The sequence below is a fragment of the Sutcliffiella tianshenii genome (genome assembly GCF_016908565.1).
Taxonomy (GTDB): Bacteria; Bacillota; Bacilli; order Bacillales; family Bacillaceae_I; genus Sutcliffiella_A; species Sutcliffiella_A tianshenii.
In genome coordinates this window covers 1-24,030 of record NZ_JAFBED010000013.1, presented here as the reverse complement: position 1 = coordinate 24,030, position 24,030 = coordinate 1, and the positions used below count along the sequence as shown (strand labels likewise).

The 24,030-nt window shown below is 42.2% G+C and carries 28 protein-coding genes; 10 read left to right on the top strand and 18 right to left on the bottom strand.

Annotated elements, in window-relative coordinates:
* Nucleotides 1–73: 73 nt before the first annotated feature.
* Genes JOC95_RS19120 through JOC95_RS19095 form a run of 6 tightly spaced genes read right to left on the bottom strand, consistent with a single transcriptional unit; the run spans nt 74 to nt 3,462 of the window.
* The gene (locus JOC95_RS19120; protein WP_204419231.1) at nt 74–934 is read right to left on the bottom strand and encodes a DUF421 domain-containing protein; all 861 of its coding nucleotides are present in this window, start codon (nt 932–934) and stop codon (nt 74–76) included.
* Between the two features lie 25 nt (nt 935–959).
* Nucleotides 960–1,142: a DUF1657 domain-containing protein gene (locus JOC95_RS19115; protein ID WP_204419229.1), complete on the bottom strand. Its 183-nt coding sequence runs from the start codon at nt 1,140–1,142 to the stop codon at nt 960–962.
* 7 nt (nt 1,143–1,149) lie between these two features.
* Entirely contained in the window at nt 1,150–1,506 is a 357-nt protein-coding gene (gene spoVAE, locus JOC95_RS19110) for a stage V sporulation protein AE (protein WP_204419227.1), read from the bottom strand.
* Nucleotide 1,507: 1 nt separating this feature from the next.
* The gene (gene spoVAD, locus JOC95_RS19105; RefSeq protein WP_204419225.1) at nt 1,508–2,518 is read right to left on the bottom strand and encodes a stage V sporulation protein AD; all 1,011 of its coding nucleotides are present in this window, start codon (nt 2,516–2,518) and stop codon (nt 1,508–1,510) included.
* On the bottom strand, nt 2,518–2,994 hold the full coding sequence (gene spoVAC / locus JOC95_RS19100) for a stage V sporulation protein AC (protein WP_204419223.1): 477 nt from the start codon (nt 2,992–2,994) through the stop codon (nt 2,518–2,520). The genes spoVAD and spoVAC overlap by 1 nt, the downstream gene beginning before the upstream one ends.
* Before the next feature lie 15 nt (nt 2,995–3,009).
* A complete protein-coding gene (locus JOC95_RS19095) occupies nt 3,010–3,462 on the bottom strand; it encodes a YhcN/YlaJ family sporulation lipoprotein (protein ID WP_204419221.1) in 453 nt (150 codons plus the stop codon).
* 375 nt (nt 3,463–3,837) lie between these two features.
* Between JOC95_RS19095 and JOC95_RS19090 the strand changes: the two genes are divergently transcribed.
* A complete protein-coding gene (locus tag JOC95_RS19090; RefSeq protein WP_204419219.1) occupies nt 3,838–4,131 on the top strand; it encodes a hypothetical protein in 294 nt (97 codons plus the stop codon).
* Nucleotides 4,132–4,207: 76 nt separating this feature from the next.
* On the opposite strand, the gene JOC95_RS21635 is transcribed toward JOC95_RS19090, so the two are convergent.
* Together JOC95_RS21635 and JOC95_RS19080 are read right to left on the bottom strand one after the other, a co-directional pair.
* The gene (locus JOC95_RS21635; RefSeq protein WP_204419217.1) at nt 4,208–4,645 is read right to left on the bottom strand and encodes a CotO family spore coat protein; all 438 of its coding nucleotides are present in this window, start codon (nt 4,643–4,645) and stop codon (nt 4,208–4,210) included.
* Nucleotides 4,646–4,744: 99 nt separating this feature from the next.
* Nucleotides 4,745–5,563 (bottom strand): sugar phosphate nucleotidyltransferase, encoded by an 819-nt coding sequence (locus tag JOC95_RS19080; protein ID WP_204419215.1) that lies wholly within the window; start codon nt 5,561–5,563, stop codon nt 4,745–4,747.
* A 197-nt stretch (nt 5,564–5,760) separates the two neighbouring features.
* On the opposite strand from JOC95_RS19080, the gene JOC95_RS19075 reads away from it, so the two are divergent.
* From JOC95_RS19075 to JOC95_RS19065, 3 genes are read left to right on the top strand one after another with little or no spacing between them, the layout of a single operon-like run.
* A complete protein-coding gene (locus tag JOC95_RS19075; RefSeq protein ID WP_204419213.1) occupies nt 5,761–7,050 on the top strand; it encodes a UDP-glucose dehydrogenase family protein in 1,290 nt (429 codons plus the stop codon).
* Nucleotides 7,047–8,003: an NAD-dependent epimerase/dehydratase family protein gene (locus JOC95_RS19070; protein WP_204419211.1), complete on the top strand. Its 957-nt coding sequence runs from the start codon at nt 7,047–7,049 to the stop codon at nt 8,001–8,003. The genes JOC95_RS19075 and JOC95_RS19070 overlap by 4 nt, the downstream gene beginning before the upstream one ends.
* A complete protein-coding gene (locus JOC95_RS19065; RefSeq protein WP_204419392.1) occupies nt 8,000–9,160 on the top strand; it encodes a glycosyltransferase in 1,161 nt (386 codons plus the stop codon). Before JOC95_RS19070 ends, JOC95_RS19065 begins: the two co-directional genes overlap by 4 nt.
* A 58-nt stretch (nt 9,161–9,218) precedes the next feature.
* On the opposite strand, the gene JOC95_RS19060 is transcribed toward JOC95_RS19065, so the two are convergent.
* The 4 genes from JOC95_RS19060 to JOC95_RS19045 all read right to left on the bottom strand — a co-directional run bounded on the left by JOC95_RS19060 (nt 9,219) and on the right by JOC95_RS19045 (nt 12,293).
* Nucleotides 9,219–9,551 (bottom strand): hypothetical protein, encoded by a 333-nt coding sequence (locus tag JOC95_RS19060; protein ID WP_204419209.1) that lies wholly within the window; start codon nt 9,549–9,551, stop codon nt 9,219–9,221.
* Between the two features lie 92 nt (nt 9,552–9,643).
* Entirely contained in the window at nt 9,644–10,072 is a 429-nt protein-coding gene (locus JOC95_RS19055; RefSeq protein WP_204419207.1) for a hypothetical protein, read from the bottom strand.
* Nucleotides 10,073–11,134: a CotS family spore coat protein gene (locus JOC95_RS19050; RefSeq protein ID WP_204419205.1), complete on the bottom strand. Its 1,062-nt coding sequence runs from the start codon at nt 11,132–11,134 to the stop codon at nt 10,073–10,075.
* A 19-nt stretch (nt 11,135–11,153) separates the two neighbouring features.
* Nucleotides 11,154–12,293: a glycosyltransferase family 4 protein gene (locus JOC95_RS19045; protein ID WP_204419203.1), complete on the bottom strand. Its 1,140-nt coding sequence runs from the start codon at nt 12,291–12,293 to the stop codon at nt 11,154–11,156.
* 239 nt (nt 12,294–12,532) lie between these two features.
* On the opposite strand from JOC95_RS19045, the gene JOC95_RS19040 reads away from it, so the two are divergent.
* Complete coding sequence (locus JOC95_RS19040; RefSeq protein ID WP_204419201.1) at nt 12,533–13,612, top strand: CotS family spore coat protein; 1,080 nt, start codon at nt 12,533–12,535, stop codon at nt 13,610–13,612.
* Nucleotides 13,613–13,747: 135 nt separating this feature from the next.
* On the opposite strand, the gene fabI is transcribed toward JOC95_RS19040, so the two are convergent.
* Both fabI and JOC95_RS19030 read right to left on the bottom strand, forming a co-directional pair.
* Entirely contained in the window at nt 13,748–14,518 is a 771-nt protein-coding gene (gene fabI, locus JOC95_RS19035; protein ID WP_204419199.1) for an enoyl-ACP reductase FabI, read from the bottom strand.
* A gap of 131 nt (nt 14,519–14,649) precedes the next feature.
* Entirely contained in the window at nt 14,650–16,716 is a 2,067-nt protein-coding gene (locus tag JOC95_RS19030; protein ID WP_204419197.1) for a cation:proton antiporter domain-containing protein, read from the bottom strand.
* Nucleotides 16,717–16,913: 197 nt separating this feature from the next.
* Between JOC95_RS19030 and prpE the strand changes: the two genes are divergently transcribed.
* On the top strand, nt 16,914–17,654 hold the full coding sequence (gene prpE / locus JOC95_RS19025; protein WP_204419195.1) for a bis(5'-nucleosyl)-tetraphosphatase PrpE: 741 nt from the start codon (nt 16,914–16,916) through the stop codon (nt 17,652–17,654).
* Nucleotides 17,655–17,682: 28 nt separating this feature from the next.
* On the opposite strand, the gene JOC95_RS19020 is transcribed toward prpE, so the two are convergent.
* From JOC95_RS19020 to JOC95_RS19005, 4 genes are read right to left on the bottom strand one after another with little or no spacing between them, the layout of a single operon-like run.
* Nucleotides 17,683–18,567 (bottom strand): RluA family pseudouridine synthase, encoded by an 885-nt coding sequence (locus JOC95_RS19020; protein WP_204419390.1) that lies wholly within the window; start codon nt 18,565–18,567, stop codon nt 17,683–17,685.
* Between the two features lie 29 nt (nt 18,568–18,596).
* On the bottom strand, nt 18,597–19,394 hold the full coding sequence (locus JOC95_RS19015) for an NAD kinase (protein WP_204419192.1): 798 nt from the start codon (nt 19,392–19,394) through the stop codon (nt 18,597–18,599).
* Between the two features lie 47 nt (nt 19,395–19,441).
* Nucleotides 19,442–20,077, bottom strand: a complete 636-nt coding sequence (yjbM, locus tag JOC95_RS19010; protein WP_239583019.1) for a GTP diphosphokinase — start codon at nt 20,075–20,077, stop codon at nt 19,442–19,444.
* 15 nt (nt 20,078–20,092) lie between these two features.
* A complete protein-coding gene (locus JOC95_RS19005; RefSeq protein WP_204419190.1) occupies nt 20,093–20,461 on the bottom strand; it encodes a UPF0738 family protein in 369 nt (122 codons plus the stop codon).
* A gap of 174 nt (nt 20,462–20,635) precedes the next feature.
* Between JOC95_RS19005 and JOC95_RS19000 the strand changes: the two genes are divergently transcribed.
* The 4 genes from JOC95_RS19000 to JOC95_RS18985 all read left to right on the top strand — a co-directional run bounded on the left by JOC95_RS19000 (nt 20,636) and on the right by JOC95_RS18985 (nt 23,333).
* Complete coding sequence (locus JOC95_RS19000) at nt 20,636–21,232, top strand: CYTH domain-containing protein (protein ID WP_204419188.1); 597 nt, start codon at nt 20,636–20,638, stop codon at nt 21,230–21,232.
* 10 nt (nt 21,233–21,242) lie between these two features.
* On the top strand, nt 21,243–21,893 hold the full coding sequence (locus tag JOC95_RS18995; RefSeq protein WP_204419186.1) for a lytic transglycosylase domain-containing protein: 651 nt from the start codon (nt 21,243–21,245) through the stop codon (nt 21,891–21,893).
* Nucleotides 21,894–22,060: 167 nt separating this feature from the next.
* Nucleotides 22,061–22,474, top strand: a complete 414-nt coding sequence (locus tag JOC95_RS18990) for a globin domain-containing protein (protein WP_204419184.1) — start codon at nt 22,061–22,063, stop codon at nt 22,472–22,474.
* Complete coding sequence (locus JOC95_RS18985; protein WP_204419182.1) at nt 22,464–23,333, top strand: ClpXP adapter SpxH family protein; 870 nt, start codon at nt 22,464–22,466, stop codon at nt 23,331–23,333. The genes JOC95_RS18990 and JOC95_RS18985 overlap by 11 nt, the downstream gene beginning before the upstream one ends.
* The last annotated feature ends 697 nt before the right edge of the window (nt 23,334–24,030 follow it).

The window sequence follows — 24,030 nt, the reverse complement described above, 5'->3', positions numbered from 1 at the left end:
TTCTCCAAAATCAAAGTCACCCATATGATTCACCTCAAGAATATTATATGTATCCCTGGCGGCTATTGTGTGGCTATGATTTTAATAATTCAGCCAAGTTCATTTGGATATCTTTCAAGCTCTCAGCAATATTTGTATAAACAGCTTTTCTCTCAGGCGATGAAGTTATTTTTTCCAGATATTGAAAGTCAGTAATGCCCTTTTCCAATGTTAACAGCACCAGGGTTTTTTCTTTCATTTTTTGGGGCTTCATTTTGTCGTCATATAAATCGAACGAAACGTTTCCCTTCGAGTTCACCTGTGCAAGGAAAATGGATTCAACGATTACTCCCTGCTTTTCCAATTGAGATTTTAACCAACCTCGATTCAACCCAAGCTTGGCGAGTGGTTCATCTAAGATAATGCCATCCATTATCACAGTTTGAGGTTCTTTCACATGTGGAATTTCAGAAAATAAATCACCATAAGTCACTGGTTGGCATTCCTTTTTCAAAAGGACACTGAAATCTCCGTTTGACTCAAGTGTTGCAAATTCAATATTATCAATGTTAAAAATATCTTTTTTCCTCAGTTGCTCCATAAACTCATCTATGGAGTATTTTTCTTTCCTTAAATTACGCTCCAGGATCTTCCCGTTTTCCACGAAAACTGTAGCATGTCCGTCTATTAAATCGCGAAATCCCTTATACCTTAAAGAGATTTGCGAAATGACCAGAGGAAATAGTGACCAAATCAAGATACTCGTTATCCCGTTTGTAACGTCCAATTCCGAATCCATCGATAATGTTCCCGCGATGTCCCCTACTGTGATTCCTACTATATATTCAAAAAAGGAAAGCTTCGAAAGCTGCTTTTTCCCAAGAAGCTTTGTGATGATAAAAAGGCCGATAATGATGGAAAACGATCGTATACCTATCTCTATCCATTCCGGCATTCAATATCACTCCTTCTCCATCACGTTAGCTATCTCGACTTTTTAATCCCATATCGATAGTATGAATGATTTCATCAATCTTCATCATGGACTCATGATATTTCCTCTGTGCCAGTTCATCCTCAGCTTCCATAGCGAAGACATGCAGACTGCCCCTGATCATTTTTAAGGAGGCCAAATTGTATGTCAGGATCAGATTTTCGTTCATAGCCGGTTCATCCTTTCGGCTTGAATAATAGCGCCCCAATGAATCCAAAGACGATAGCAGCAGAGATCCCTGAGCTTGTCACTTCGAACATCCCCGTAAGGACTCCGACCAATCCGTGCTTGGAAGCCTCCTCTAATGCTCCATGTACCAAAGAGTTCCCGAAGCTTGTTATCGGGACTGTTGCACCGGCACCAGCAAAAGCAATAAAAGGTTCGTATAGCCCCAAGCCGTCCAAAACCGCTCCTGCCACCACAAGAATACTTAGGGTATGGGCTGGGGTCAACTTGAAAACATCAAACATGATTTGTCCTATCACACAAATGAGTCCCCCGACGACAAATGCCCAAAAAAAGGATAGTAGCATATCAATTACCTCCCATCTCGATTGAAACAGCATGCGCAATACATGGAATGGATTCCTTCTGTTGAAAAGATAATGGGGATAATAGGGCTCCTGTTGCAACTACCAATATCCTCTTAAGCTTACCCTTTGCCATTTCATTTAAAAGATGACCATACAATACGACAGCCGAACATCCTGCCCCGCTTCCCCCTGCTAAAACGGGCTGATTCTCCTTATAGATAAGTAAACCACAGTCCTGATACTGCTCTTCACTCAAATTGATTCCTTGTTCCTTCAGCATATCCATGGAAACCTGTCTGCCGATTTTCCCTAGGTCCCCAGTTACAATGAGATCATAGTAGGACGGATCCCTTCCAAGATCTTTGAAATGCGCCTTGATAGTATCAACTGCGGCCGGAGCCATTGCTCCTCCCATATTAAATGGATCTTTCAGGCCCATATTGATCACTTTCCCTATGGTAGCAGAGGTCACATGCGGACCAATTCCAACATTACTTACTAGTCCCACTCCAGCTCCAGTTACCGTCCATTGTGCAGTAGGAGGTTTCTGCCCTCCGTATTCAGTTGGATATCGGAATTGCTTTTCAACCGCAGCGTTATGACTGGAGGCGCCTGTAAGACAATACTGTGCCCCGCCATAATTGACGATAAAGCTTGCAAGTGCAAGACCTTCCATGGAAGTCGAACAGGCCCCAAACACACCTAAATATGGCAATTCCAAGGCTTCGGCGGCAAAATTTGTCGGAGTCATTTGATTGAGTAGATCTCCTGCAAATAGGAATTGCACATTGGAAAGCTCCATATTCGCTTTTTTCACTGCTTTGTTACATGCTTCCTCGAGCAGGATCTTATGTGCCTTCTCATAGCTTTCCTCTTCAAGCCATAAATCCTTATGTAAAAGATCAAAATCATCTGCCAATGAGCCATTTGCTTCGAATGGACCGCCTACTGCGGCACCGGCTAGAATGACAGGCTTATTCGCAAATACCCAAGACTGCTTTCCTTGTAACATTATAAGCCTCCTATCCCCATAATAATTGTTTTGATCAGTGCCACTACAAATGCGGAAAAGACGCCGAACAAAATGACAGAACCTGCAAGCTTGAACATGTTGGAACCCACTCCAAGAACAAGGCCCTCTGTTTTATGTTCAATACAGGCAGAAATAACCGCATTACCAAAGCCTGTTACCGGAACCGCACTTCCTGCACCTGCAAATTGGGCAATTCGGTCATATATTCCAAATCCGGTCAAAAGCATGGAAATAAAAATCATCGTCGCAACTGTAGGGTTACCCGCTGTAACTTCAGTAAAATTAAAGAAATGGATATAACAAAGCTGTATGGCCTGCCCTACAATACAAAAGATTCCCCCAACCAAAAAGGCGATGAGGCAATTCTTCCAGACCGGTCTTTTTAGTTCCCTTTGCTGTTCAAATTGCTGGTATTCTTTCTGCTCGGGTGTTGGCTGATTATTTTTTTTACTCAATTGGTTCCACCCTTTCTATGCCTTCTCTTTACGAAGGTCCTCTATTTTTTTGATTCGCTCATCAATTTCTTTCTCGGTTAGATTTTTTTCCTTGATGTCCTTACGCAATCGTTCTATTTCCAGACGTATTTTCAAGTCATGGGAAACGATCACATTCTCATCCGGAAACTCTTTTTCCAAAGCCTTTTTCACCTTGATTTCTATCTGTTCCGTGAAGAACTTTTGATATTGGGTGACATGAAAAGCGACAAGCAGCTCATCCTCTGAATCAAATGCAACTGCACCCTTTACTTCTTTGAAACCAATCGCAATCTCTTCAGCTTTTTTTTCCTTATCAGATTTCTCTTTTTTCTTTGTGGAGGTCTGGGTGACAGTATCCTCCACTCTTTCTTCAACATCTCCCCCACCACATGCACTGAGTACCTGAAGTAATAAAGTTAATACAAAAAATGCTTTCCAGTAGTTCATCTTTTCACCTTCCTAAAAAATACTCTATCCATTAATATTCTTATCTTGATGAAAATTATGTAATAAAACAAAAGCAGCCTTCATATAGGGCCGCTTTAGGTCATGTGATTATTTGATTTACGCTACTTTCGATGATTGCTGCCATAACAGCAGCAACCGAAAAAACGAGCACCGGCTTCCCTGCATATGGATAAAAATAAAAATTCCCTTGCCTAGTAAAAACAAAAATAACACTAAAATTAAGATAGTAAAACTACTAAAATACAAGAAAAAAGGCGCTTGTACTAAAAGATTCGCCCTTTCCAAACACACTCCAGAGAATACATTATTATAGGAATAAAATTCCTAAATCTAAATTTGAGGGAGGAAATAACTATGAGTTCATCCTATAAGAATAAGTCATGTTGCAATAAGAAGGATGATTGTAAGGATGACCACAAGAAGGATCATGATCAGGATTGTTTTTGTGATAAATTCATCACAAAGTTCATCGGTCAAGAAGTAAAAATCTTCACAAAAGATGGTAAATACGTCAGTGGTTTAATTGCTTGGTTTGATAAAGAATCAGGCATTGTCATTCTCGTTCCAAAACAAAGACAGTGTGATGATTTAGCTGTAGATTATATCTGCTGCAAACATATCGTCAGGATTAGACGGGAAGCCTGCTAGTATCAAAAAAACCTTAGTAAACTAACATTTACTAAGGTTTTTTTCTGAAATTTAATGAAAAATCCTTTTTTATTGCCTATATACCGATCACATGAATTTCCTTGATTTCCTGTAGCGTCAGAAAGATTGATTCAGGGATATTAGGTGTATTTACCGCCAAAATTTCGTTATGATAGCCCACCACTTTCCCTATATATTCCTGCTCGGTTGTGATGATTTTGCACATTTTCTTTTGTGAATCGATAGGGGGCACTAACAAATAATGAATCTTTTCCTCGAGCGATAAGTTATGAAACGGTTTTTTCAGTTTTTTGTTCTCTTCCCCTCCTTTTTTCCCGCTTTTTTTGGAGGACATAGCCTTTCCTTCTTCCCCCCCCCGTTTTGCGTTCTCTGCTTTCCTTTTCTTCACCTCTAGCAGCAAGGAACTCTGCATCGCAACTTCTACATTCGAATTGGTTTTGGTATGAATATAAAGGAGCGGCTCATGCTTTATTTTATCTGTCTGTTTCTTCACTATCGGCACCTCCAAATTATCCACTCATCTTTTATATGTATGCATGAAGCCTGTCTCTTTTTCCCGGAAAACAAGGGCCAGGCACAAACCTGGCAGCAATTAGTCAGACCTTTTTTCCAGCTGATGAATACGATTGATCAACGCAACATATTCTTCGGTCCTTCCGATATCATATCGCTGACTTTTAACAACCTTTCCATAGCAATCTTCCACTGCTAAAAGCTCCTTGATGGCAGCTGTCAGCTGAATCTCTTCTCCTTCCTTTGGTATGGCTTTTTCAAGCATGGTAAAGATTGCGGGAGTAAACACATACCTCCCTATAACGGCATGCTTGGACGGTGCATTGCTTTTTGGCTTCTCAACGATCTCATCTAAATGGAATAGACCCGGCTTTGTTTCAGCTCCACTGATGACACCATAATTTTTCAAGAGAGACTCTTCCACCTCTTTCACGCCTACCACGGATCTTTTTGTCTCATTATAAGAATCGATGAGTTGCTTTAATGCGGGCTCCTGCTCTGAAACCATAATATCGTCTGGAAGCAATACTGCAAAAGGTTCATTTCCTATAAATGTTCTGCCTAACCTTATCGCATCACCCAACCCCTTCGCGTAAGGCTGCCGAACATAATGGAGCGGTACGGATGGGATGGGGATCAGATCTATGAGATGCTGTTTATTTTCCCTTTCCAGAAAGGCTTCTAGCTCTAATGAATGGTCAAAGTAATCTACAATCATGTTTTTCTTCCTCGAAACAATCATCAGGATCTCTTCTATTCCTGAATCGATTGCCTCTTCGACAACATAGTGAATCGCAGGTTTAACACCGATTGGAAACATTTCTTTTGGCAGCAATTTTGTGATGGGTAAGCTGCGAGTGCCGTACCCTGCCGCTGGAATTATCGCTTTTTTAACCACAATTAACCCCTCAAATCCTGCGTTTTTTTTATCCTATTCAAATACTGAGTTCAAGAAAGTTGTCTTCATCACTTTTCCTTCCCATTCTTCATCCCTTTTTACATTTGGGCTGGGTTTTCGTCACAAGTCAACATTGTCCATTAATAAGATAATAAGGATATTTCACAGTGTTAGTAGCGATGAGGGGAGTGTCATTCTTGGAAATTTGCATTATCGGAGCAGGCTACGTAGGCCTAACCACCACGGCGGTTTTAGCAGAGTTCGGTCATACCGTTTATTGTATAGAAGTGAATGAAAAAAAAATCAATGACCTTAAGCGGGGAAAAGTGCCCATCTACGAACCGCAACTTGAAGAGCTACTTCAAAAGAATAAGGAAAAAATTTCATTCACCACAGATATAGGTGAATCAATCAATAAATGCAGCGTTATATTTGTTACAGTGGGAACCCCAAGCAGAGAGGATGGCAGTACAGATCTGACCTATCTGTACTCGGCATTTGATGAAATTTCCCTATGGTTAACAGAGTTTAAAACTATTATCATCAAAAGCACCGTTCCTCCTGGTACCAATAAAAGCATGAGCGAATACCTGGCGGAAAAAGGCATCTCCGTATCTCTATTTAATATTGTTTCTAATCCTGAATTCCTTAAGGAGGGTTCTGCCATATATGATATGTTTCATCCTGACAAGACAGTCATTGGATTGGGGAATGATGACAAGGTTTCAGAAGCAATATTAAGAAAAATTTACCATAGACTGGATGCCCCCTTTATCGTAACAAACTGGAATGGAGCGGAAATGATCAAATATGCATCCAACGCGTTTCTAGCAACGAAGATTTCCTTCATCAATGAAATAGCACGGGTGTGTGAAGAGTATGATGCAGATGTAATGGAAGTTGCAAATGGCTTGGGGACTGACCCGCGGATTGGTGCATTATTTCTGCAGGCAGGAATCGGCTACGGGGGATCCTGCTTTCCGAAAGATCTGCAGTCGCTCAACTATTCCGCTTCCGTCAAGTCCGTGCATACCCCCATCCTTGAGGCGGTCCAGTTGATTAACCGAACACAAATAGATTCCTATATTAAAAAACTTGGAGAACATCTATCTCTACTAAAAGGTAAAAAGATAACTGTCCTTGGTGTTGCCTTTAAGCCCCTTACAGATGATATTAGACACTCACCCGCCATCGACCTGATTACCCGCCTTCACACGCTTGGCGTGGATGTTCATGTGTTTGACCCTAAGGCACATCTTCCTCTTGATAAGCGCCATTTTGCTACTCAGCACAAAACATTGAAATCCTCCTATTTGGATTCGGAAGCCATTGTTATCGCTACCGATTGGCCGGAGTTCCGCCGAATGGACTGGAAGCATGTCAAAGCGTCACTTAAGGGCATTCTGATTCTTGACGGCAGAAACTGTGTTGATAAAAATGTAGTCGAACAGCATGGACTTGTCTATAAAGGGGTGGGGCGACGATGAACATTCTAGTAACTGGTGCCGCAGGGTTTGTCGGTTCTCATCTTTGTGAAAGTCTACTTGAGGAACCTACTTATCATGTTACCGGAGTCGATACATTCATCGGGCCAACTCCACCTTCATTTAAAAGGATGAATTTGCAAAATCTGTTAGATCATCCCCGATTCTGTTTTATGCAAACAAATTTATTGAATACGAACCTCGAACAGCTTCTTAACGGAGTGGATGCCATATATCATCTCTCAGCCATTCCAGGTGTCCGGTCCAGTTGGGGGGATGAGTTTGCACCATATATGGACAATAATATCCTTGCCACACAAAAGCTGTTGGAATCGGTGAAAAGCATTAATATCAAACGCTTTATCTACATCTCCACGTCCTCCGTTTATGGAGAAAAGGTGGGCAAAGTATGTGAAGATGCAGCTCTTAATCCCCTTTCCCCTTATGGAATCACCAAGCTTACCGGAGAACAATTGTGCAGAGTTTACGAAAACAGTTTTGGTCTTCCGCTTGTAGTGCTCCGTTATTTTACTGTTTATGGACCGAGACAGCGACCTGATATGGCTTTTCATCGCTTCATGAGGCAGATCTATACCAACCAGCCGATAACCATATTCGGGGACGGTTTGCAGACACGGGACTTCACGTATATCGATGATTGCATAACCGGTACGAAAAAGGCGCTTACAGCCGATGGAGTGATTGGGGAGACAATCAATATAGGTGGAAAAGAACGCTCTTCCATCCTGGGTATCATCTCCACCCTAGAAAAAGTTACCGGAAGGAAGGCATTGCTTTCATTTTCTGGAAGATTGAAAGGAGAGCCGCATCATACATGGGCAGATATTTCAAAAGCAGAGAGACTTCTAGAATATTCTCCTGCTATACCCTTAAAAGGAGGGCTAGAAAAAGAATGGAATTATATTCAGGAGCTGTACAGGACCAATCCAACATAAAACTTGCCATCATCTGTACAGAAAAGCTTCCCTCACCAGCTATTAAAGGTGGCGCCATCCAGATGATGATCGATGGCGTCACCCCATTTTTAAGAGAAAAATACGAACTTACGATCATTTCTGTAGCAGACGATGAACTTCCAGACCGGGAAATTGTAGATGGGGTTCACTACATCCGCTTTCCAAGAAGCGAGTACAGGCAGCATGTTGCCAATGAACTTACCCTTCATCATTTTGACCTTATACATGTCTGCAACCGGCCAAAAAACGTGCTTCTATACCACCAATCCTCTCCACAAAGTAAATTTGTACTAAGCCTTCATAATGAAATGTTTGCAGACCATAAGCTTTCCGATGAAGAGGGAGCAAATGTAGTGGAAACGGTAAGCGCCATCACTACGGTGAGCAATTTCATCAAAAAGACGGTTGTAGAGCGTTTTCCAGAAGCGGAAAAGAAAATAAGCATTGTCTATTCGGGAGTAGACCTCGAATCTTTCCCCTTACGTCAAACCAAGTTAGGGCAACAGATTCGAAGCAATTTCCGTAAAAGATATAATATAGAAGATAAAAAAGTCATCCTTTTTGTCGGCAGATTAAGTAAAACAAAAGGTCCCCATATTCTGATAAAGTCAATGGAACAATTGCTAAAAGTACACAAGGACATTGTTTTGCTCGTGGTAGGCGGCAAGTGGTTCAGTGACAACGGAATAAATAAATATGTATATTCCCTCTACCAACAGGCTCTACCCTTTAAAGAAAAAATTATCTTCACCAAATATATTCCAGCGGACTTCATCCATGAAGCCTTTCTTGGAGGAGATGTATTTGTTTGCAGTTCCCAATGGAATGAACCACTTGCAAGGGTCCACTACGAAGCAATGGCTGCAAGTATACCTGTTATCACTACAAATAGAGGGGGCAATGCAGAAGTAATTCTTGATCGGTACAATGGTTTGATCATTGACGACTACAACAAACCAAGTTCTTTTTCAAAAGCCATCCACTACTGCCTGACCGAACCTGAACTGACACGCTGGATGAGCCATAATGGTCGTAGATTCGTTGAAATTAATTTCACCTATAAGCATGTTTCAGATAGACTGATAAGGGTCTACGACCAAATAATTTCTTCAGTCCCGCCTCAAGTCGAAACTTAAAGAAACAACTGAAAGTGCCAGGACCTCTTGATAAGGTCCTGGCACTTTCTTTACTGCATTAGTCTTCTTCCTCATCGTCGTCATCGTCGTCTTCATCTTCATCGTCGTCATCGTCGTCTTCATCTTCATCGTCGTCATCGTCGTCTTCATCTTCATCGTCGTCATCGTCGTTGTTTTCTGCTTCTACTGCTTCATCGACTTCGTCTTCTTCTTCAAAGTCCACTTCGGTGCCATCATTGTACTCAACAGCGATTTTCACTTCAGAAACATCGCCGTTCTTTAAAGCTTTCAGCACTGCTTGTAAAGCTACTTCAGAATTTAGATCGGGAGCCAAGCTAAAGCCGTTTTCAAAATCCAGCTTCAGCTTTGCTTTACGCACTTCATTGGTCATCCTTATCACTCCTACTTTATCTATATATTTATTAATACATAAATAACATATGCTAGAGTGCCCGATTTTGATGTGTAACAATTTCAGATATATTACCTGTTTTTTTGAGTTTTGGAGAAAATCGGGGAGATCCATGGCGTTTTCAAGGAAGTTTCTTTAATGATAATGGTAACTCTCTTTCTAGAAGGTGTGGGAACCTCAATAATTTCTTCTGCAGCCTCTTCCTCTGAAGCTTTCCCTTCCAATCCAGGCTCCTCCATTATGATTTCTGGGATTTCTTCAGTAGGTCGCAATGTTTTTGCGGTATGCTTTGCTCTTAATTCACCACTCATTGAAAATTCCACCAATTGAATTCCTTTTAAAGAGTGTAGCTGTGAATTGACTGTGTCCTCATTGAGAACAAGCTGATCGGGATTCTCCAGCAACTGTTCATACTCCGCCATATTCCATCCCATTGGACCTGGAGGGGAGAAAGTGAATTTATCCAGCTCCAGCTTTGGTATTTTCGGATTTTCTGACATTTAATTTCCCTCCCCGTGACCAGATATGATGTCTCTGTAAATGAAAGGATACCTCTTCAGGAAATCACCTTTGGACTGTTCAAGAGCGATGATGTTCTGCAAGGCCCAGATATATTTTTCATCCGACCACGATCTTTTTTGTGCCAGAAAGTATTTATGGCCGATTGCACAGAACAGATGCGGAAATAAAAGGTCTACGTTGAGTATTTTATAATAGTTCTCCGATAAAGGATTTGTTTTATGGTATGCCCGAAGAAGGTCAAACACAAGTTGATCATCCCAAACCGAAAACTTTTTCATCATTTTATTTAAAATGATACGAAGATCTCTTGTTGGAAGATCATACGTAATGGAATGCAGTTCCTTCATGAATAGTGAGCCATCTACTTCAGTGAATCTAGCCAAGGTAAAATCCTGCTGGCAGAACCCTCTTAGGCTGCTTACTTCTTTTGATGCTTCCTGATAGACCTGTTCATCCAGTGCTGCCAATGCCTCCTTTGCCCGCTGAATCATTTCATCCACATGCTGTAGGAAAAGCAGTGAGAAAGCATCCGTCGGATAAGACTCCGCTATTGTTTTATTTCCTTCAAGCTCTTGAAGCTTCCATCGGAACAACTTATGCCATTTACCCAATCTTCCACGGGTTTTACTCTCTTCAGCCGGTAGGTATCCAATGGACGCTTGATAGAAATTCCCTGCGAATTCCATGGCCTTCAACATCTGCTCTTTGTTGTAGTAAATCACTTCACTACCTTCCACTTTGTCATAGAGCACATACCCCAATGAACCCGCACCGATACAGATTCCCCCACTTTTTGTTTCATGGATTGGCGTGATAGCCAATCCATTATTATACAAATGCTGATGAGCGCCTGCGATAAACAGCATCCTCTCAGGCTTCATGCTTGCCTGTTTTAAAATTTTCTTGCCTTCATTAGTATCCACTTCCCATGTCGTTCTCCCACTTCTGCTCGAAAGCAGCTTCACTTCATTTATCTCGAATGGATAAAATTCCAGTACCTGTTGCAAGTGATGCTGTTCCACCTCTTGATGCTCTTCCACAAGACATCACCTTTCTTTCTTAATATTTTGCTGCTTCTTCATATACCTCAAGCAAGTTATTCTCTACATTTTTCCAAGAAAATTCCCTTTCTACCTTGTTTCTCCCATATTTACCCATACCTTCACGAGTGTTTGCATGATGGAGCAAAGAATTGATTACTTTTGCATAGCTCTCTGGGTTTTCAAAGTCAGCTATTACATGACCATTTCGCCCTTCATCGATAACCTCCGGATTTCCTCCCCTTTTACTTGTCACGATAGGCAATCCTGCAGCCATAGCCTCATAATGAACACGTGCAAGTGGTTCCTGCCATTGCGATGAACAAACGAAAACATCGGACATGGCAAATAATTTCGGAATATCCACCGGTTTGACAAATTTTATAAAAGTTACGTACTCGGGATACATGGCCCCCAGGGTATATAGATGCTTTACATAGTTATTGATATTGTCATCCCCGAACCACTTGGATCCGATGAAGACCATCATGACATTGGGATGCTCCTGAATAATGGAAGGCAGAGCCTGCAAAAGCACATGCGGTCCCTTTACCTTACTTAACCTTCCGACAAACAGAATCACTTTTTTATTCGTCAGACCCAGCTCTTCCCGAACCTGACTTCTAGCCTGTTTCCCTTTTGTTGTCCACAATGGTTGAAATGCATCAAGGTCCACTCCCGAATAAACGGTCCGGACTTTGGATTTTGCAAAAGGAAATCGGTCTGTGATTGTTTTTCCAATAAAATCACTCACTGTAACGACCTTTGAAACAAGGTTCAGGCATTCCTTTCCTTCTGCATCACTCAATTTTTCATAGGTGAACATCTCATTATGGACACTTAAAACAATCTTTGTTTGTGGAGCCACTTCTTTAACCTGCTTCACCCAAGTCGGTCTATTACATAAATGGATCACGTCATAGTTCTCCTGGCTGATATGAGAAAGAATGGAAGGAAGGTACTTCTTTTCATCGAAACGGATATAACGGACATGCCCTCTTCTTTCTTGCTGCGGCAGCTCTTCATGCTGTATGGATAATATTGTGACATCATGCTTTGCACCAATGATTTTTGCAACAGAATCAATATAGATCTGGATCGCACCACCACGAATAGCCGGCACTGGAAGCTTTTCTGTTGCAATATATGCAATTTTCATATGTTACCTCCATTCACCTAAAAACGGTAGTTTACAAGTATCGTATGGATGAGCCGCCATATTTGAAGCTTTTCCCTCTTGTCTTTTCGAAAAAGGGCGTATTCACTGTAACAAATTCTTCTTGTTCTTTAACACTTTCTCATAAAAAACCATACCTTAAAGAAAATGCAATTCCCAAAACGGGTGCGGAAACAATCTTAAATGTTTGCAGCAATCTAAAAACTGCTGCTAATTAGAGGATGGTGGATCGTTTGTCAGAAGAAAACAAGCAAGTTCCTAATGAATCAGTAGAAGAGGAATATGTATTATCACCAGAAGAAGAACAACGACTGATTACCTTGGCAGAAACAATACTGAAGAACTGGGAGGTCACCGTTAATCAAATCGATGTAGTACAAGGTGGGCAAATGGCGCTTGTATGGAAAATACATACGAGCGAAGGACCGATTTGTCTCAAAAGAATTCATCGTCCTGAAAAGAAGGCGTTATTTTCCATCAATGCACAAAACTATTTGGCATTGAAAGGGACACGAGTACCTGGCATCATTCCAAATAAACACGGCGTGCTCTATACAAAGCATGGCCCCTTCCTATTTGTTGTATATGAATGGATCGAAGGGCGACCTTTTGAATTGACCGTCCAGGAAGACCTTGAATTCATCATGAAAGGATTAGCGGAATTCCATACGGCTTCCATGGGCTATCGGCCACCAGATGGAATACCGATATTCACCAAACTCGGTCGCTGGCCGAACCATTATATCAAGCGCTGCCAGCAGATGGAAACCTGGAAACTAACGGCCAAATCAATGCCAGAGGATCCATTCTCCCAGCTCTATTTGGCTGAGATCGATCCATTTATCCATGAAGGCAGAAGCACACTCAAACGCCTGCTGGAATCCGAATACCCTGCGTGGGTATCAAGACTGAAAGCTTCCCCGACTCTCTGTCACCAGGACTACGGAACGGGAAATTCCCTTCTTGGCGATGACGGTCAAATCTGGGTTATCGATCTGGACACTGTTTCCTTTGACCTTCCCATTCGCGACCTACGCAAAATGATCATCCCTCTGCTTGACACAACCGGAGTCTGGAATGAGGAACAATTCCATGTCATGATCAATGCCTATGAATCCGTTTCTCCATTAACAGAAAAGCAGAAGGAAATCATGTTCATCGACATGCTTTTCCCATACGAACTTTATGACGTGATTCGCGAGCGATATGTCCGAAAAACTCCCCTATTGGAATCGGAATTGGCAGAGGCTTTTGAATATGAAAGAATCAAATCCGGCGCATTGAATCAGTTGATAAAATGAAATAATTGCGTTATTCAACATATATTTTTGCAGCATGGCTTCAGAAATATAAAGCTTACCTCTATATAATGAAAGTTCCGACACAAATAAAAACCACCGAAGACCGGTAAGTCCTCGGTGGTGCTATCGTTCATATTAGAGTATGTGGTATCCGGAATCCACATGTAGGTTCTCTCCTGTAATTCCTCGTGCAAGGTCGCTGAAGAGGAATAATGCAGCATCTCCCACTTCTTCTTGTGTGGTTACTCGTCGAAGCGGAGCTTTTTCTTCAATTTCTTTTAAAATGGAATTGAAGTCACTGACTCCTTTAGCTGATAAAGTGCGGATTGGACCTGCGGAAATGGAGTTGACTCGGATGCCAGCCTTGCCTAGGTCGTTCGCCAAGTATTTCACGCTTGCATCAAGGCTTGCTTTTGCAACACCCATGACATTGTAGTTGGCAACCACTTTTTCACCGCCAAGATAAGTCAGGGTTACAATGCTGCCTCCTTCAGTCATAAGGTCCTTTGCTTCCTTTGCCACTGCAGTCAAAGAGTACGAACTGATATTGTGGGCAAGCAGAAAGCCTTCTCTTGTCGTATTCATGTAATCGCCCTGCAGCTCTTCCTTGTTGGCAAAAGCGATGCAATGTGCAATTCCATGTATAGTTCCAACTTCTTCTTTGATCTGTTGGAAGCAAGTATGGATTTCTTCATCTTTTGTTATGTCACATGGAAGCACCAAAGAGTCATTCCTATCGAGGCTTTCTGCCAGGTCACGGACACTTTTCTCTAAACGTTCACCTGCATAAGTAAATACAAGTCTCGCTCCTGCATCATGCAAGGAACGGGCAATTCCCCATGCAATACTTCTTTTATTCGCCACACCCATTACAACGTATGTACGACCATTCAAGGATAAAGTCATCTTTATATCCTCCTATTTATATAAGTTATTAGTACCTAGTCATAATTATAGCATAATCCTGTCGAAATGCGAACTTTTCTTTTTTATTTAAAAAGCCGATTCCTCTACAAGAAGAATCGGCGGCTATGTTTTTATTTGTCATAATCCCGTTCAAGGAGTACTTCCTTCGGCAATTCTGTTCCACGCGTTCCGCGGAGATCTTCTTTCGCTTCGGCAGGATAGTAGATGATGAAGCTTTCTGGATTGATCTTTGCTAGCTTGCCAGGTATCTTTTCAAGCTGGGGATGCCATGCTGTCGTACCTTTTCTGGCACTGATGACCACTACCAGGTCATCTTCCATCAGCCGTGGTAAATGGTCCTCATACAGGGATGTCCATCCTTCCACCCACTCCACTTCTGTTGGAGGGTTAGGTTTGATTTCCCTCATATGTGCTTTATAGGTGTCAGGGAATCCTTTGATGGCGTAACAATGAATCGTCGCGCCCAGATTACTTGCAATCTGTTTGATTGTGGCAAGCGCATCCCAGTAGCCAGGCTTATGGTCAATTCCATTCGGAAGAACGAGGATAATGCGCTTTGTCGTATTCAATGGGTGGCCTAGCTTTGAGATGAGGACCGTTACATTGGATTGATCCAACACCTGATCGATAACGCCGCCGAAAATCTTTTGAGGGGCACGTCTCTCCCCATTCCATCCGGCGACAAGTGTGGTAATTCTTTCTTCCGCAATCGCCCTGTTGATCCCGATGGCAATATTTCGATCCACCCTTGTCGTGACCCGGATCGGGACATCGGCACCGCTCGAATATGATACAGCCTGACCTAGCATCTTCTCCGCCTTTGCAACATCCCCTTCAGAAGCCCAAATATCCCTTTGAACGACGCTCAGTGCATATAGCGGATGTTCTTTTGATAAGGACTGCCTTATGACAAACGCCAGGTCTAGAAGGGATTCCATCGTATTTGGGTTGGCAATGGGAATCAGGATCCTTTCCGGTGCATCCCCTTTCTTGATGGGGCGCTGCTCCTCGATCAAGGCAAGCTTCCGGCCATATTTCTCTACAAGATAAGGTCCGAAGATACAAGTAATCAAAATCATGATAATGACACCATTCACTGTCGCCTGATCGAGCAGCCCGACATTAAATCCTACCAACGTTGCTGCAAGTGTGGCTGCAGCCTGTGGAGTCGTCAATCCAAAGATGACAATGCGCTCATCTTTTGAATAACGATAAAACTTGCTTGTGATGAAAGATGCCATATATTTACTGAACAATAATCCAAACACTATCGCCACTGTCAAAAGCCAGGCTCTCGGGTTAGCGACAAGCACACTGAGATCCATGAGCATCCCGACCGACAAGAGGAAAAATGGAATGAAAATCGCATTGGCAGTAAACCGGATCCGATTCATCAATGGTCCTTGTTCAAAGATGAAGCGATTCAATGCCAATCCTACCAAGAATGCTCCGATGATTGGCTGTAATCCTGCAATTAATGCCAGCGACCCGGCAGTGAAAAGCAAAACCATGACATAAATGAATTCAGTCGGTCCTTCTGTTGACACGTTGCGGAAAAACCAGCGAGAAATGAAAGGTGTACCAAGGAAAATGATCGCAACAAACACGATGAGTGAAATCGTCAACTTGACCCCAAAATAAATATCAAGCTGCCCTGCTGCTGCACCTGTTATGACAGCCAATACCAACAAGGCAAACGTATCAGTTAGGATACTTCCGCCCACGGCCGTCGTGATTGCTTTGCTTTTTCCTATCCCCAAGCGGCTTGCAATGGGATAGCCCAATAAAGTATGTGAACCAAGGATCGAGCCGATCAGTATGGCTGCTGCCAAATTGTATCCCAGGAGTAGGCTTATGACAATCCCTACAGTTTGAGGTATCCAATAGGATAGCATCCCAAAAACAATACTCCGGTTTTTATATTTCTTAAAGCCGTCCAGGTCCATTTCCAGTCCTGCAATAAAGATGATGAAAACAAGCCCCACTGTACCTAAAAGCTCTATGGTCGAACTTCTTTCCAGTAGGCCAAGCCCGTTTGGCCCGATGATCACACCAGCAAGTATCGGTCCGATCAGTCCGGGAATCCGCAATAATTTCATAAAATAGGGAAATATGAAAAATGTGATCATGGCTATCGTAAATACAAGAACAGGCTCTTTGATTGGCAGTTCAAACATCCATCTCATCTCCAATCATTCTTCTATGTAATAAGCAGAAATTATACCACGCTTTACCAATCCGGAGTATAAATAAACAAAAAATTAACAGAAATATTAAAGGATGTAACAAACTCTTAACGAATTGGTTTTTATAATTAGTATTCTCCAGGTTTTTTTATTCACTCATTCAGAAACTTTAAAAGGTGTGATTGTTAATGAAAATAGATATGATAGGTGATATTCATGGTTGTTATGAGGAATTCATACGGTTATTGGAAGTGTTGGGTTATGAGAAACGTGACAATCTCTTCATACATCCAGACGGCAGAAAGCTTGGCTTCGTCGGCGACCTTACCGACAGGGGGCCAGATTCTTTAAAAGTGGTGACCATTGTAAGTGACCTTGTTGCGAACAACCTGGCCTACTATGTCCCCGGGAACCATTGCAATAAGCTCTACCGTTTCTTCCTTGGGAATAAAGTGCAGCAGACACATGGTCTTGAAACGACGGTTGCCGAATATGAATCTCTTTCTAAAAGCGATCAGAAAAAAATAAAAAAGCGATTCATCGATCTATATGAAAATGCACCACTTTATTATGTCCTGGATGATAAAAAGCTTGTGATTGCACATGCTGGAATCAAAAAGGAGTACATCGGTCAAAGCGGCAACAAAGTGAAGTCATTTGTTCTGTACGGGGATATAACAGGGGAGTTTCATGAAAATGGCATGCCTGTCAGGAAAGATTGGGCTCTTCATTATGATGGGGAAGCATGGATTGTATATGGTCATACTCCGGTAAGAGAAGTAAGGGTGGTGAATAGGACGGTCAATATTGATACAGGCGCCGTTTTTGGAGGCAAGCTATCAGCATTGAGATATCCGGAAATGACAGTCGAATCGGTTCCATCCAGCATGCCATTCGTGAAAGAAAAATTCCGGGAATTATGGGACTAGCAGTCAGAAACAAGAAGGCCTGGCCTTCTTATTTCTTCACCAGGTTTGCCATGTCCTCAGGCAGATTTGAATGGAATGTCAGTTGCATTTCCCTGACTGGATGATAAAAAGACAGCTCACAGCTATGAAGGGCCTGCCTGGCAATTTGATTTTTTTTTCCGCCATAAAGAGTATCACCTGCCAAGGGATGACCAAGATGCGCCATATGTACCCTGATCTGATGTGTCCTCCCTGTCTCCAGTTTTAACGAAACATGAGATAAATCACGATAACTTCCAAGCACCTCATAGTTTGTAATTGCCTGCTGACCATCCGACCTGACTTCCCGTTCAATGATACTCGTATCCTTCCTGCCTATAGGAGCCTCTATCCGCCCCTTTCCAATCTCCAACATCCCATGGGCGATCGCTTCATATCTTCTATTGATGGCATATTTCTTCTGTTGAAGGGAAAAGAGATGATGGGCATGACGGTGCTTTGCCACCAGCATCAAACCGGTTGTATCGCGGTCAAGCCTTGTCACGATATGAATCGTTGCCTCATACCCGGAAGACTGGTAGTAATGCAGCAGCGCATTGGCCAACGTGCCACGCCTATGCTCCCGTGACGGAATGGAAGCCATATTTGCAGGTTTATCGATCACCAATAAATAATCATCTTCATAGACAATATTCAGCGGAATCGCCTCTGGCACCACATCATCGCTTGGGATTTCCCTGGGGAACTGCACCATTATCACGTCTCCCGCTTTTAACGGATATCTGACAGTCACTCTCTCGTTATTCGCAAACAAGCCCCCACCGAAAAATTTAATCTCGGTGAGAGCCGTTTTGCTAATCTGCTTTTCTTTTAAAAATTCACGAAGAAGCTTACCGGAATCAACTTCATCAACTACATATTTTAAAGTAAACACGGTCACTTTATGCCCTCTTTCTTACTTTCTTACTTGTCCGTGATAAATGAATCGCTGACCCGTTTCCAGAACGGAAATGGACGGAATCTCGCAAACCTGATTTTCTCTTTGGCCACCCTGCACTGTATGGATTTTACATCCTTATGAAGCAAAGTCAAATGGTCGATTGTTATCTGATAATCGACATCATTGACCGGCTTTAACAGACAGGTATGGTGGTCAGGCAAGACAAGAGGCGAACCGATCGTACGGAAAACCCGATTATTGATGGAGGCCATCTCAGCCAATTGGATCGCCGGCAAAGAAGGATGGAGGATGGCTCCTCCAAGCGCTTTATTGTAAGCTGTACTGCCTGATGGGGTGGAAATGCAAAGTCCATCGCCCCTGAACGTCTCGAACAACTGTCCTTTTATCTCCACATCCATCACGAGCGTACCCTCCACACTCTTTACGGTACACTCATTCAACGCAAGATATCTTGCCTCCCGACCACCATCGATATACCGGATGATTACTTCTAGTAAAGGATACTCGACGATCTGATATGGCGTTTTGGCAATCGCTATGACAAGCTTTTCTATTTCTTCGGGTACCCAATCGGCATAAAAACCCAGATGTCCCGTATGCACCCCGATAAATGCCGTTTTATCGAGCCTGCTACGGTATCGATGAAAAGCATATAATAATGTTCCATCGCCACCAACTGACACGACGATGTCTGGCTGGTCTTCGTCATAGATCAATTCAAAATCCTGCAAGTACGTCCGCATTTTATGCATGAGCGTATTTGACACGGAATCCCCTTTGGAGGTAATTGCAAACTTCATACTCCCACCCCTGAAATAAAATAATGTTCCATAATTTTCGGTGAAACTTAATCTGTATCCTTATTTTCCTTCTTCCTCGAGAAGATGGCCTGTGCTTCCTGGATCTCTCCACGGATCTGGGACATTTCCGCGTCAAGCAGATAGGCCGCTTCTGCGGCACGAACCAGACGCTCTTGGATATCCTTTGGAAATTGCCCACTATATTTATAATTCAAGGAGTGCTCGATGGTTGCCCAAAAATTCATCGCAAGCGTACGGATCTGTATCTCGACAAGTATTTTCTTTTCCCCGTCGATGGTCTGTACCGGATATCTGATCACAACATGATAGGAACGATAACCGCTGCTTTTTTTTGTAGAAATATAATCTCTTTCCTCGACAATCTCGAAATCGTTCCGGATACGCAGCAATTCCACGACGCGATAGATGTCATCCACAAACTGACACATCATCCTGACACCGGCTATATCCTGCATTTCCTCTTCCAGCTTCTCAAGGGAAAAACCTTTTCTTGCTGCCTTATCCAGGATGCTTGCTATCGGTTTTACCCTGCCTGTCACAAACTCGATTGGAGAATGCTCAGACTGCATGGTAAACTGGCTGCGCATCCCCTTCAATTTCACTTTCATTTCGTCTATTGCCTGTTTATAAGGTGCTAAAAACAAATCCCAATGCTGTATCATAATTGGCCAAACCCCTTAGAAAATATCGTTTACTCGCTTCTCCATCTCTTCGCCATAATTGGCGTTATCTTTTATGTTTTCTATCAAATAACCAAGCTCTTCTTCTATGTTCGTCAAAAGCAATGCCACTTTGTCCACGACAAGGACAATCGCCTTCTTTTCTTCCAGCGCTTTTTTCAAATCTTGCCAATATGTATCCTTCACGCTTACATAGATGAATTCCGAAGGTGTTTCCAAGATATAAATAAAGGATAAATTATCGGAGTCCACCAGCATTCTGTTGCCCGCTGCCACTTCCTCCAATGAAAACGAAACAGGATCCGCTTGAAGTAAAAGTTGTTCTTCATTCCATGATGTTTGTGTGATTTCAATTCTTTTTTGCATAATAATCTCCTTCCAACCTAAATCCTACATTCATTTTATCATAATTCCCAGTTATCATCTAAATGGAAACGCTACTTTTTGATTTTTTCATTCTTACAGGAATAACAGTTTATCGTTGCTATCTAAATAAAAGCAAGTGATAATGGAAGTATACCAATTATGAGAGGTAATTATATGAGCCATCAGGAAATCGAAATAGAATTTAAAAATATCCTTACCTTTGAGGAATTTACGGCACTTTGTTCTAGCTTTCAGGTACATTCGGAAGATTTCTTTTCTCAGGAAAACCATTATTTTGATACAGAAAAATTTGAATTGAAGGAATGTGGCTGTGCGCTCCGCATCCGGAAAAAAGGCAACACCTACACCCTTACCCTAAAACAGCCTGCAAATGAAGGCTTGCTTGAGACCCACCAATCCATAACGGAAGATGAAAAGGCCGGAATGTTTGATGAAGGGCTCGGACTCATTCCCGGGGTCATCGCTGATATCTTGAAGGATGAACTTGGAATCGAAGCATCAAACATCCGATATTTCGGTTCGCTTAAAACCAATCGTGTAGAGATTCCGTATAAAGGCGGACTTCTTGTATTGGATGAAAGCCACTACCTGCAGACAAGCGATTTCGAAATGGAGTACGAGGTCAGTAATTACCAAGAAGGACAACAATTTTTTTATGATTTGTTAAGGGAACATCACATCCCTATCCGTGAAACAAAAAATAAAATTGCCCGCTTTTATGATGTTAAAGTGTGCAGGCTGAATGAATAGGTGATTAGCGATGAATATTGATCAAGTCCGTTCCATGATGCAATTGCAAGCCCTGCAGAATCTGCAAGGCAATAAAACAACAGCTTCTCAGAGTGTTGGTTACCAATCCTTTGCTGATATGTTGGAGGGGTTGTTGAAACAACCGGGTATAGGAGCCAAGAATGAGGGCCGTTTTGCCTCTTCCCATCCATTGAACCTGGCGCACCTTTCCAGCCTGTCATCCCATGTTCCGGAACTGACTTTCACCGATAATCGGACAAGCAATGTATCCAGTGTTGTCGTACGATCCGATTTTGATGACCTAATCAAGGAGGCATCGGATAAGTACGGAGTCGATCCCGTCTTGATTAAATCCATCATCAAGCACGAGTCGAATTTCAATCCAAATGCCAAAAGTCATGCAGGAGCCGTCGGATTGATGCAGCTCATGCCACAAACCGCCAAAGGACTCGGTGTACATGACGCAACAGATTCAAGGCAGAACATCATGGGTGGGACTAAGTACATCCGCCAGATGCTCGACCGTTATGATGGTAATGTATCCCTTGCACTGGCAGCTTATAATGCCGGCCCGGGAAATGTCGATAAGTATAATGGAATCCCGCCTTTTAAGGAAACACTCAATTATGTCCACAAAGTGACGGGCAGCTTGATCGGGTAGCAGAAAAAAAGTCTAAAACGAGCAGGTGCATATTGCGCCTGCTCGTTTTTTCTGATATTCCCACCTATTTTTTGTAAGATTGGAATCGAAATATTTGAGATATAATAAGCACATTGCTAAAATATACATACAATCCACACAATGAACTGAATAAGGAGTTAAAGAATATGAATAACATACAATCACCCTTTGAACTTATCGGCGGAGAGCAGGTTATTCATGAACTTGTAGATGCATTTTACTCGCGTGTAAGTCGCCATCCTGATTTAGCTCCAATATTCCCTGATGATTTGACGGAAACAGCAAGAAAGCAAAAGCAGTTTTTAACCCAGTATCTCGGTGGTCCTTCCCTTTACACAAGTGAGCATGGACATCCGATGCTGCGTGCACGACATCTGCCTTTTGATATAACTCCGAGACGTGCAAATGCTTGGCTCGCCTGTATGGAAGAAGCAATGGATGAAATTGGACTTGAGGGTTCATATCGAAAAGAATTTTTTCAGCGTTTAGTTTTAACGGCTCATCATATGGTTAATACCCCAGACAAACCTGAAGAAAAGGAAGATTCATGTGACCTGTAACGATAAGCAACTTTTCTATTTGAATAATATCCGACATACAACCAACAAGCCGATTGAAGTATACTTTTTCATCGATCCCCTTTGCCCGGAATGCTGGGCATTGGAGCCGATCTTGAAAAAATTGCAGATGCAGTACGGTCAGTATTTTACTATCAAGCACGTACTTAGCGGGAGGCTGACCTCGCTTAATTTGTCAAAAAAGCATTATGCCGCTTCGATGGCCCAAGTGTGGGAGAGGACGGCTACCCGCTCCGGTATGTCCTGTGACGGTTCACTCTGGCTCGAAAATCCTATCGCAACCCCACATGCCGCTTCCATGGCGATCAAAGCGGCGGAATTGCAAGGGAAAAAAGCAGGGATAAAGTTTTTGAGGAAATTGCAGGAGGTTCTGTTCCTTGAAAAACAGAATATATCCGAGCTTCCAGTACTCATAGACTGTGCAGAATCGGTTGGCTTGGATAAAGAAGAATTCATCAGTGATATTAATGGGGAATCTGCAGCTAAAGCTCTTCAATGCGACTTGAAAGTTACAAATGAAATGGAAGTCAGTGAAATACCGACACTCGTTTTCTTCAATGAAAATATTGAAGAGGAAGGAATAAAGGTTTCCGGATATCATTCCTATGATGTGTATGTCCATATTTTACAGGACATGCTTGGAGAGTATCCTTTTCCGACCATGCTGCCCCCTTTAGAGGACTTTTTGCAGCAGTTCCAATTTGTTGCTACAAAGGAAATTTCGGTCGTTTATAATCTTCCCATTGTCGAAGTGGAACGGGAACTCAAAAAACTTCAGCTTGCACAGAAGGTGGAGCAGGTTCCTGTCAAATACGGAACTTTTTGGAGATATCTTGCTTAAACTATTTTCCTGATATAAAGAAAAGCCTTGGTCTGGGACCAAGGCTTTCTTCTTGTCATATAGACAACAAAGGGGATGGGAGAAATTTTTCACGGTCAAACAAAGGGGTATATGTTTGTTTGTGAATCGTTTCACGATATTAATATAACAAATTTTGTCGACTTTTGACAAGTCCTTTGCCTTTTATTTCACAACATTGTCACAAACATCAGCAATTCATTTTTTAGGAAATGATTTCGGACTTGTCACATACATATTAATAAGAGTGGACAAAACTGCGGGAAGGTGACTATTTCCATGAATAAACTGCCTTTTATTCTTGCTTTGCTGTTTATCGCATTTTGCTTTTATATCAACATTTTAGGACTGATGAAAATATATCCTATCTATTTTACTTCTCCTCTATTATTTTTTTCTGTATTCCTGTTGATGATCTTGATTAATAATAAGGACCGGTTTCGAGGATTCAGAAAATAAAAGACTCCCCATTCAACATTATATGTTGGGGAGTCTTTAACTTTTTTGCCTCCATTGAACACCGCTGTTGATTTCCGCACTAGGCTACGCTTTCCGCGGGGCGGTTGTGGAGCCTCCTCGGCTTCAGAAGTGCACCCCTTTTGTTGGACACACACCTAACAATAGGAGGTGTACTTCAGTTGACTAAATTTACACGAGAAGTAAAACATCAAGCTGTACA

Bases quoted from the DNA above. Each gene is read 5' to 3' on its own strand.
- JOC95_RS19120 (WP_204419231.1), bottom strand. From the start codon at position 934: ATGCCGGAATGGATAGAGATAGGTATACGATCGTTTTCCATCATTATC.
- JOC95_RS19115 (WP_204419229.1), bottom strand. From the start codon at position 1,142: ATGAACGAAAATCTGATCCTGACATACAATTTGGCCTCCTTAAAAATG.
- spoVAE (WP_204419227.1), bottom strand. From the start codon at position 1,506: ATGCTACTATCCTTTTTTTGGGCATTTGTCGTCGGGGGACTCATTTGT.
- spoVAD (WP_204419225.1), bottom strand. From the start codon at position 2,518: ATGTTACAAGGAAAGCAGTCTTGGGTATTTGCGAATAAGCCTGTCATT.
- JOC95_RS19095 (WP_204419221.1), bottom strand. From the start codon at position 3,462: ATGAACTACTGGAAAGCATTTTTTGTATTAACTTTATTACTTCAGGTA.
- JOC95_RS19090 (WP_204419219.1), top strand. From the start codon at position 3,838: ATGAGTTCATCCTATAAGAATAAGTCATGTTGCAATAAGAAGGATGAT.
- JOC95_RS19070 (WP_204419211.1), top strand. From the start codon at position 7,047: ATGAACATTCTAGTAACTGGTGCCGCAGGGTTTGTCGGTTCTCATCTT.
- JOC95_RS19060 (WP_204419209.1), bottom strand. From the start codon at position 9,551: ATGACCAATGAAGTGCGTAAAGCAAAGCTGAAGCTGGATTTTGAAAAC.
- JOC95_RS19055 (WP_204419207.1), bottom strand. From the start codon at position 10,072: ATGTCAGAAAATCCGAAAATACCAAAGCTGGAGCTGGATAAATTCACT.
- JOC95_RS19045 (WP_204419203.1), bottom strand. From the start codon at position 12,293: ATGAAAATTGCATATATTGCAACAGAAAAGCTTCCAGTGCCGGCTATT.
- JOC95_RS19040 (WP_204419201.1), top strand. From the start codon at position 12,533: ATGGTGGATCGTTTGTCAGAAGAAAACAAGCAAGTTCCTAATGAATCA.
- fabI (WP_204419199.1), bottom strand. From the start codon at position 14,518: ATGACTTTATCCTTGAATGGTCGTACATACGTTGTAATGGGTGTGGCG.
- JOC95_RS19030 (WP_204419197.1), bottom strand. From the start codon at position 16,716: ATGTTTGAACTGCCAATCAAAGAGCCTGTTCTTGTATTTACGATAGCC.
- prpE (WP_204419195.1), top strand. From the start codon at position 16,914: ATGAAAATAGATATGATAGGTGATATTCATGGTTGTTATGAGGAATTC.
- JOC95_RS19015 (WP_204419192.1), bottom strand. From the start codon at position 19,394: ATGAAGTTTGCAATTACCTCCAAAGGGGATTCCGTGTCAAATACGCTC.
- yjbM (WP_239583019.1), bottom strand. From the start codon at position 20,077: ATGATACAGCATTGGGATTTGTTTTTAGCACCTTATAAACAGGCAATA.
- JOC95_RS19005 (WP_204419190.1), bottom strand. From the start codon at position 20,461: ATGCAAAAAAGAATTGAAATCACACAAACATCATGGAATGAAGAACAA.
- JOC95_RS19000 (WP_204419188.1), top strand. From the start codon at position 20,636: ATGAGCCATCAGGAAATCGAAATAGAATTTAAAAATATCCTTACCTTT.
- JOC95_RS18995 (WP_204419186.1), top strand. From the start codon at position 21,243: ATGAATATTGATCAAGTCCGTTCCATGATGCAATTGCAAGCCCTGCAG.
- JOC95_RS18990 (WP_204419184.1), top strand. From the start codon at position 22,061: ATGAATAACATACAATCACCCTTTGAACTTATCGGCGGAGAGCAGGTT.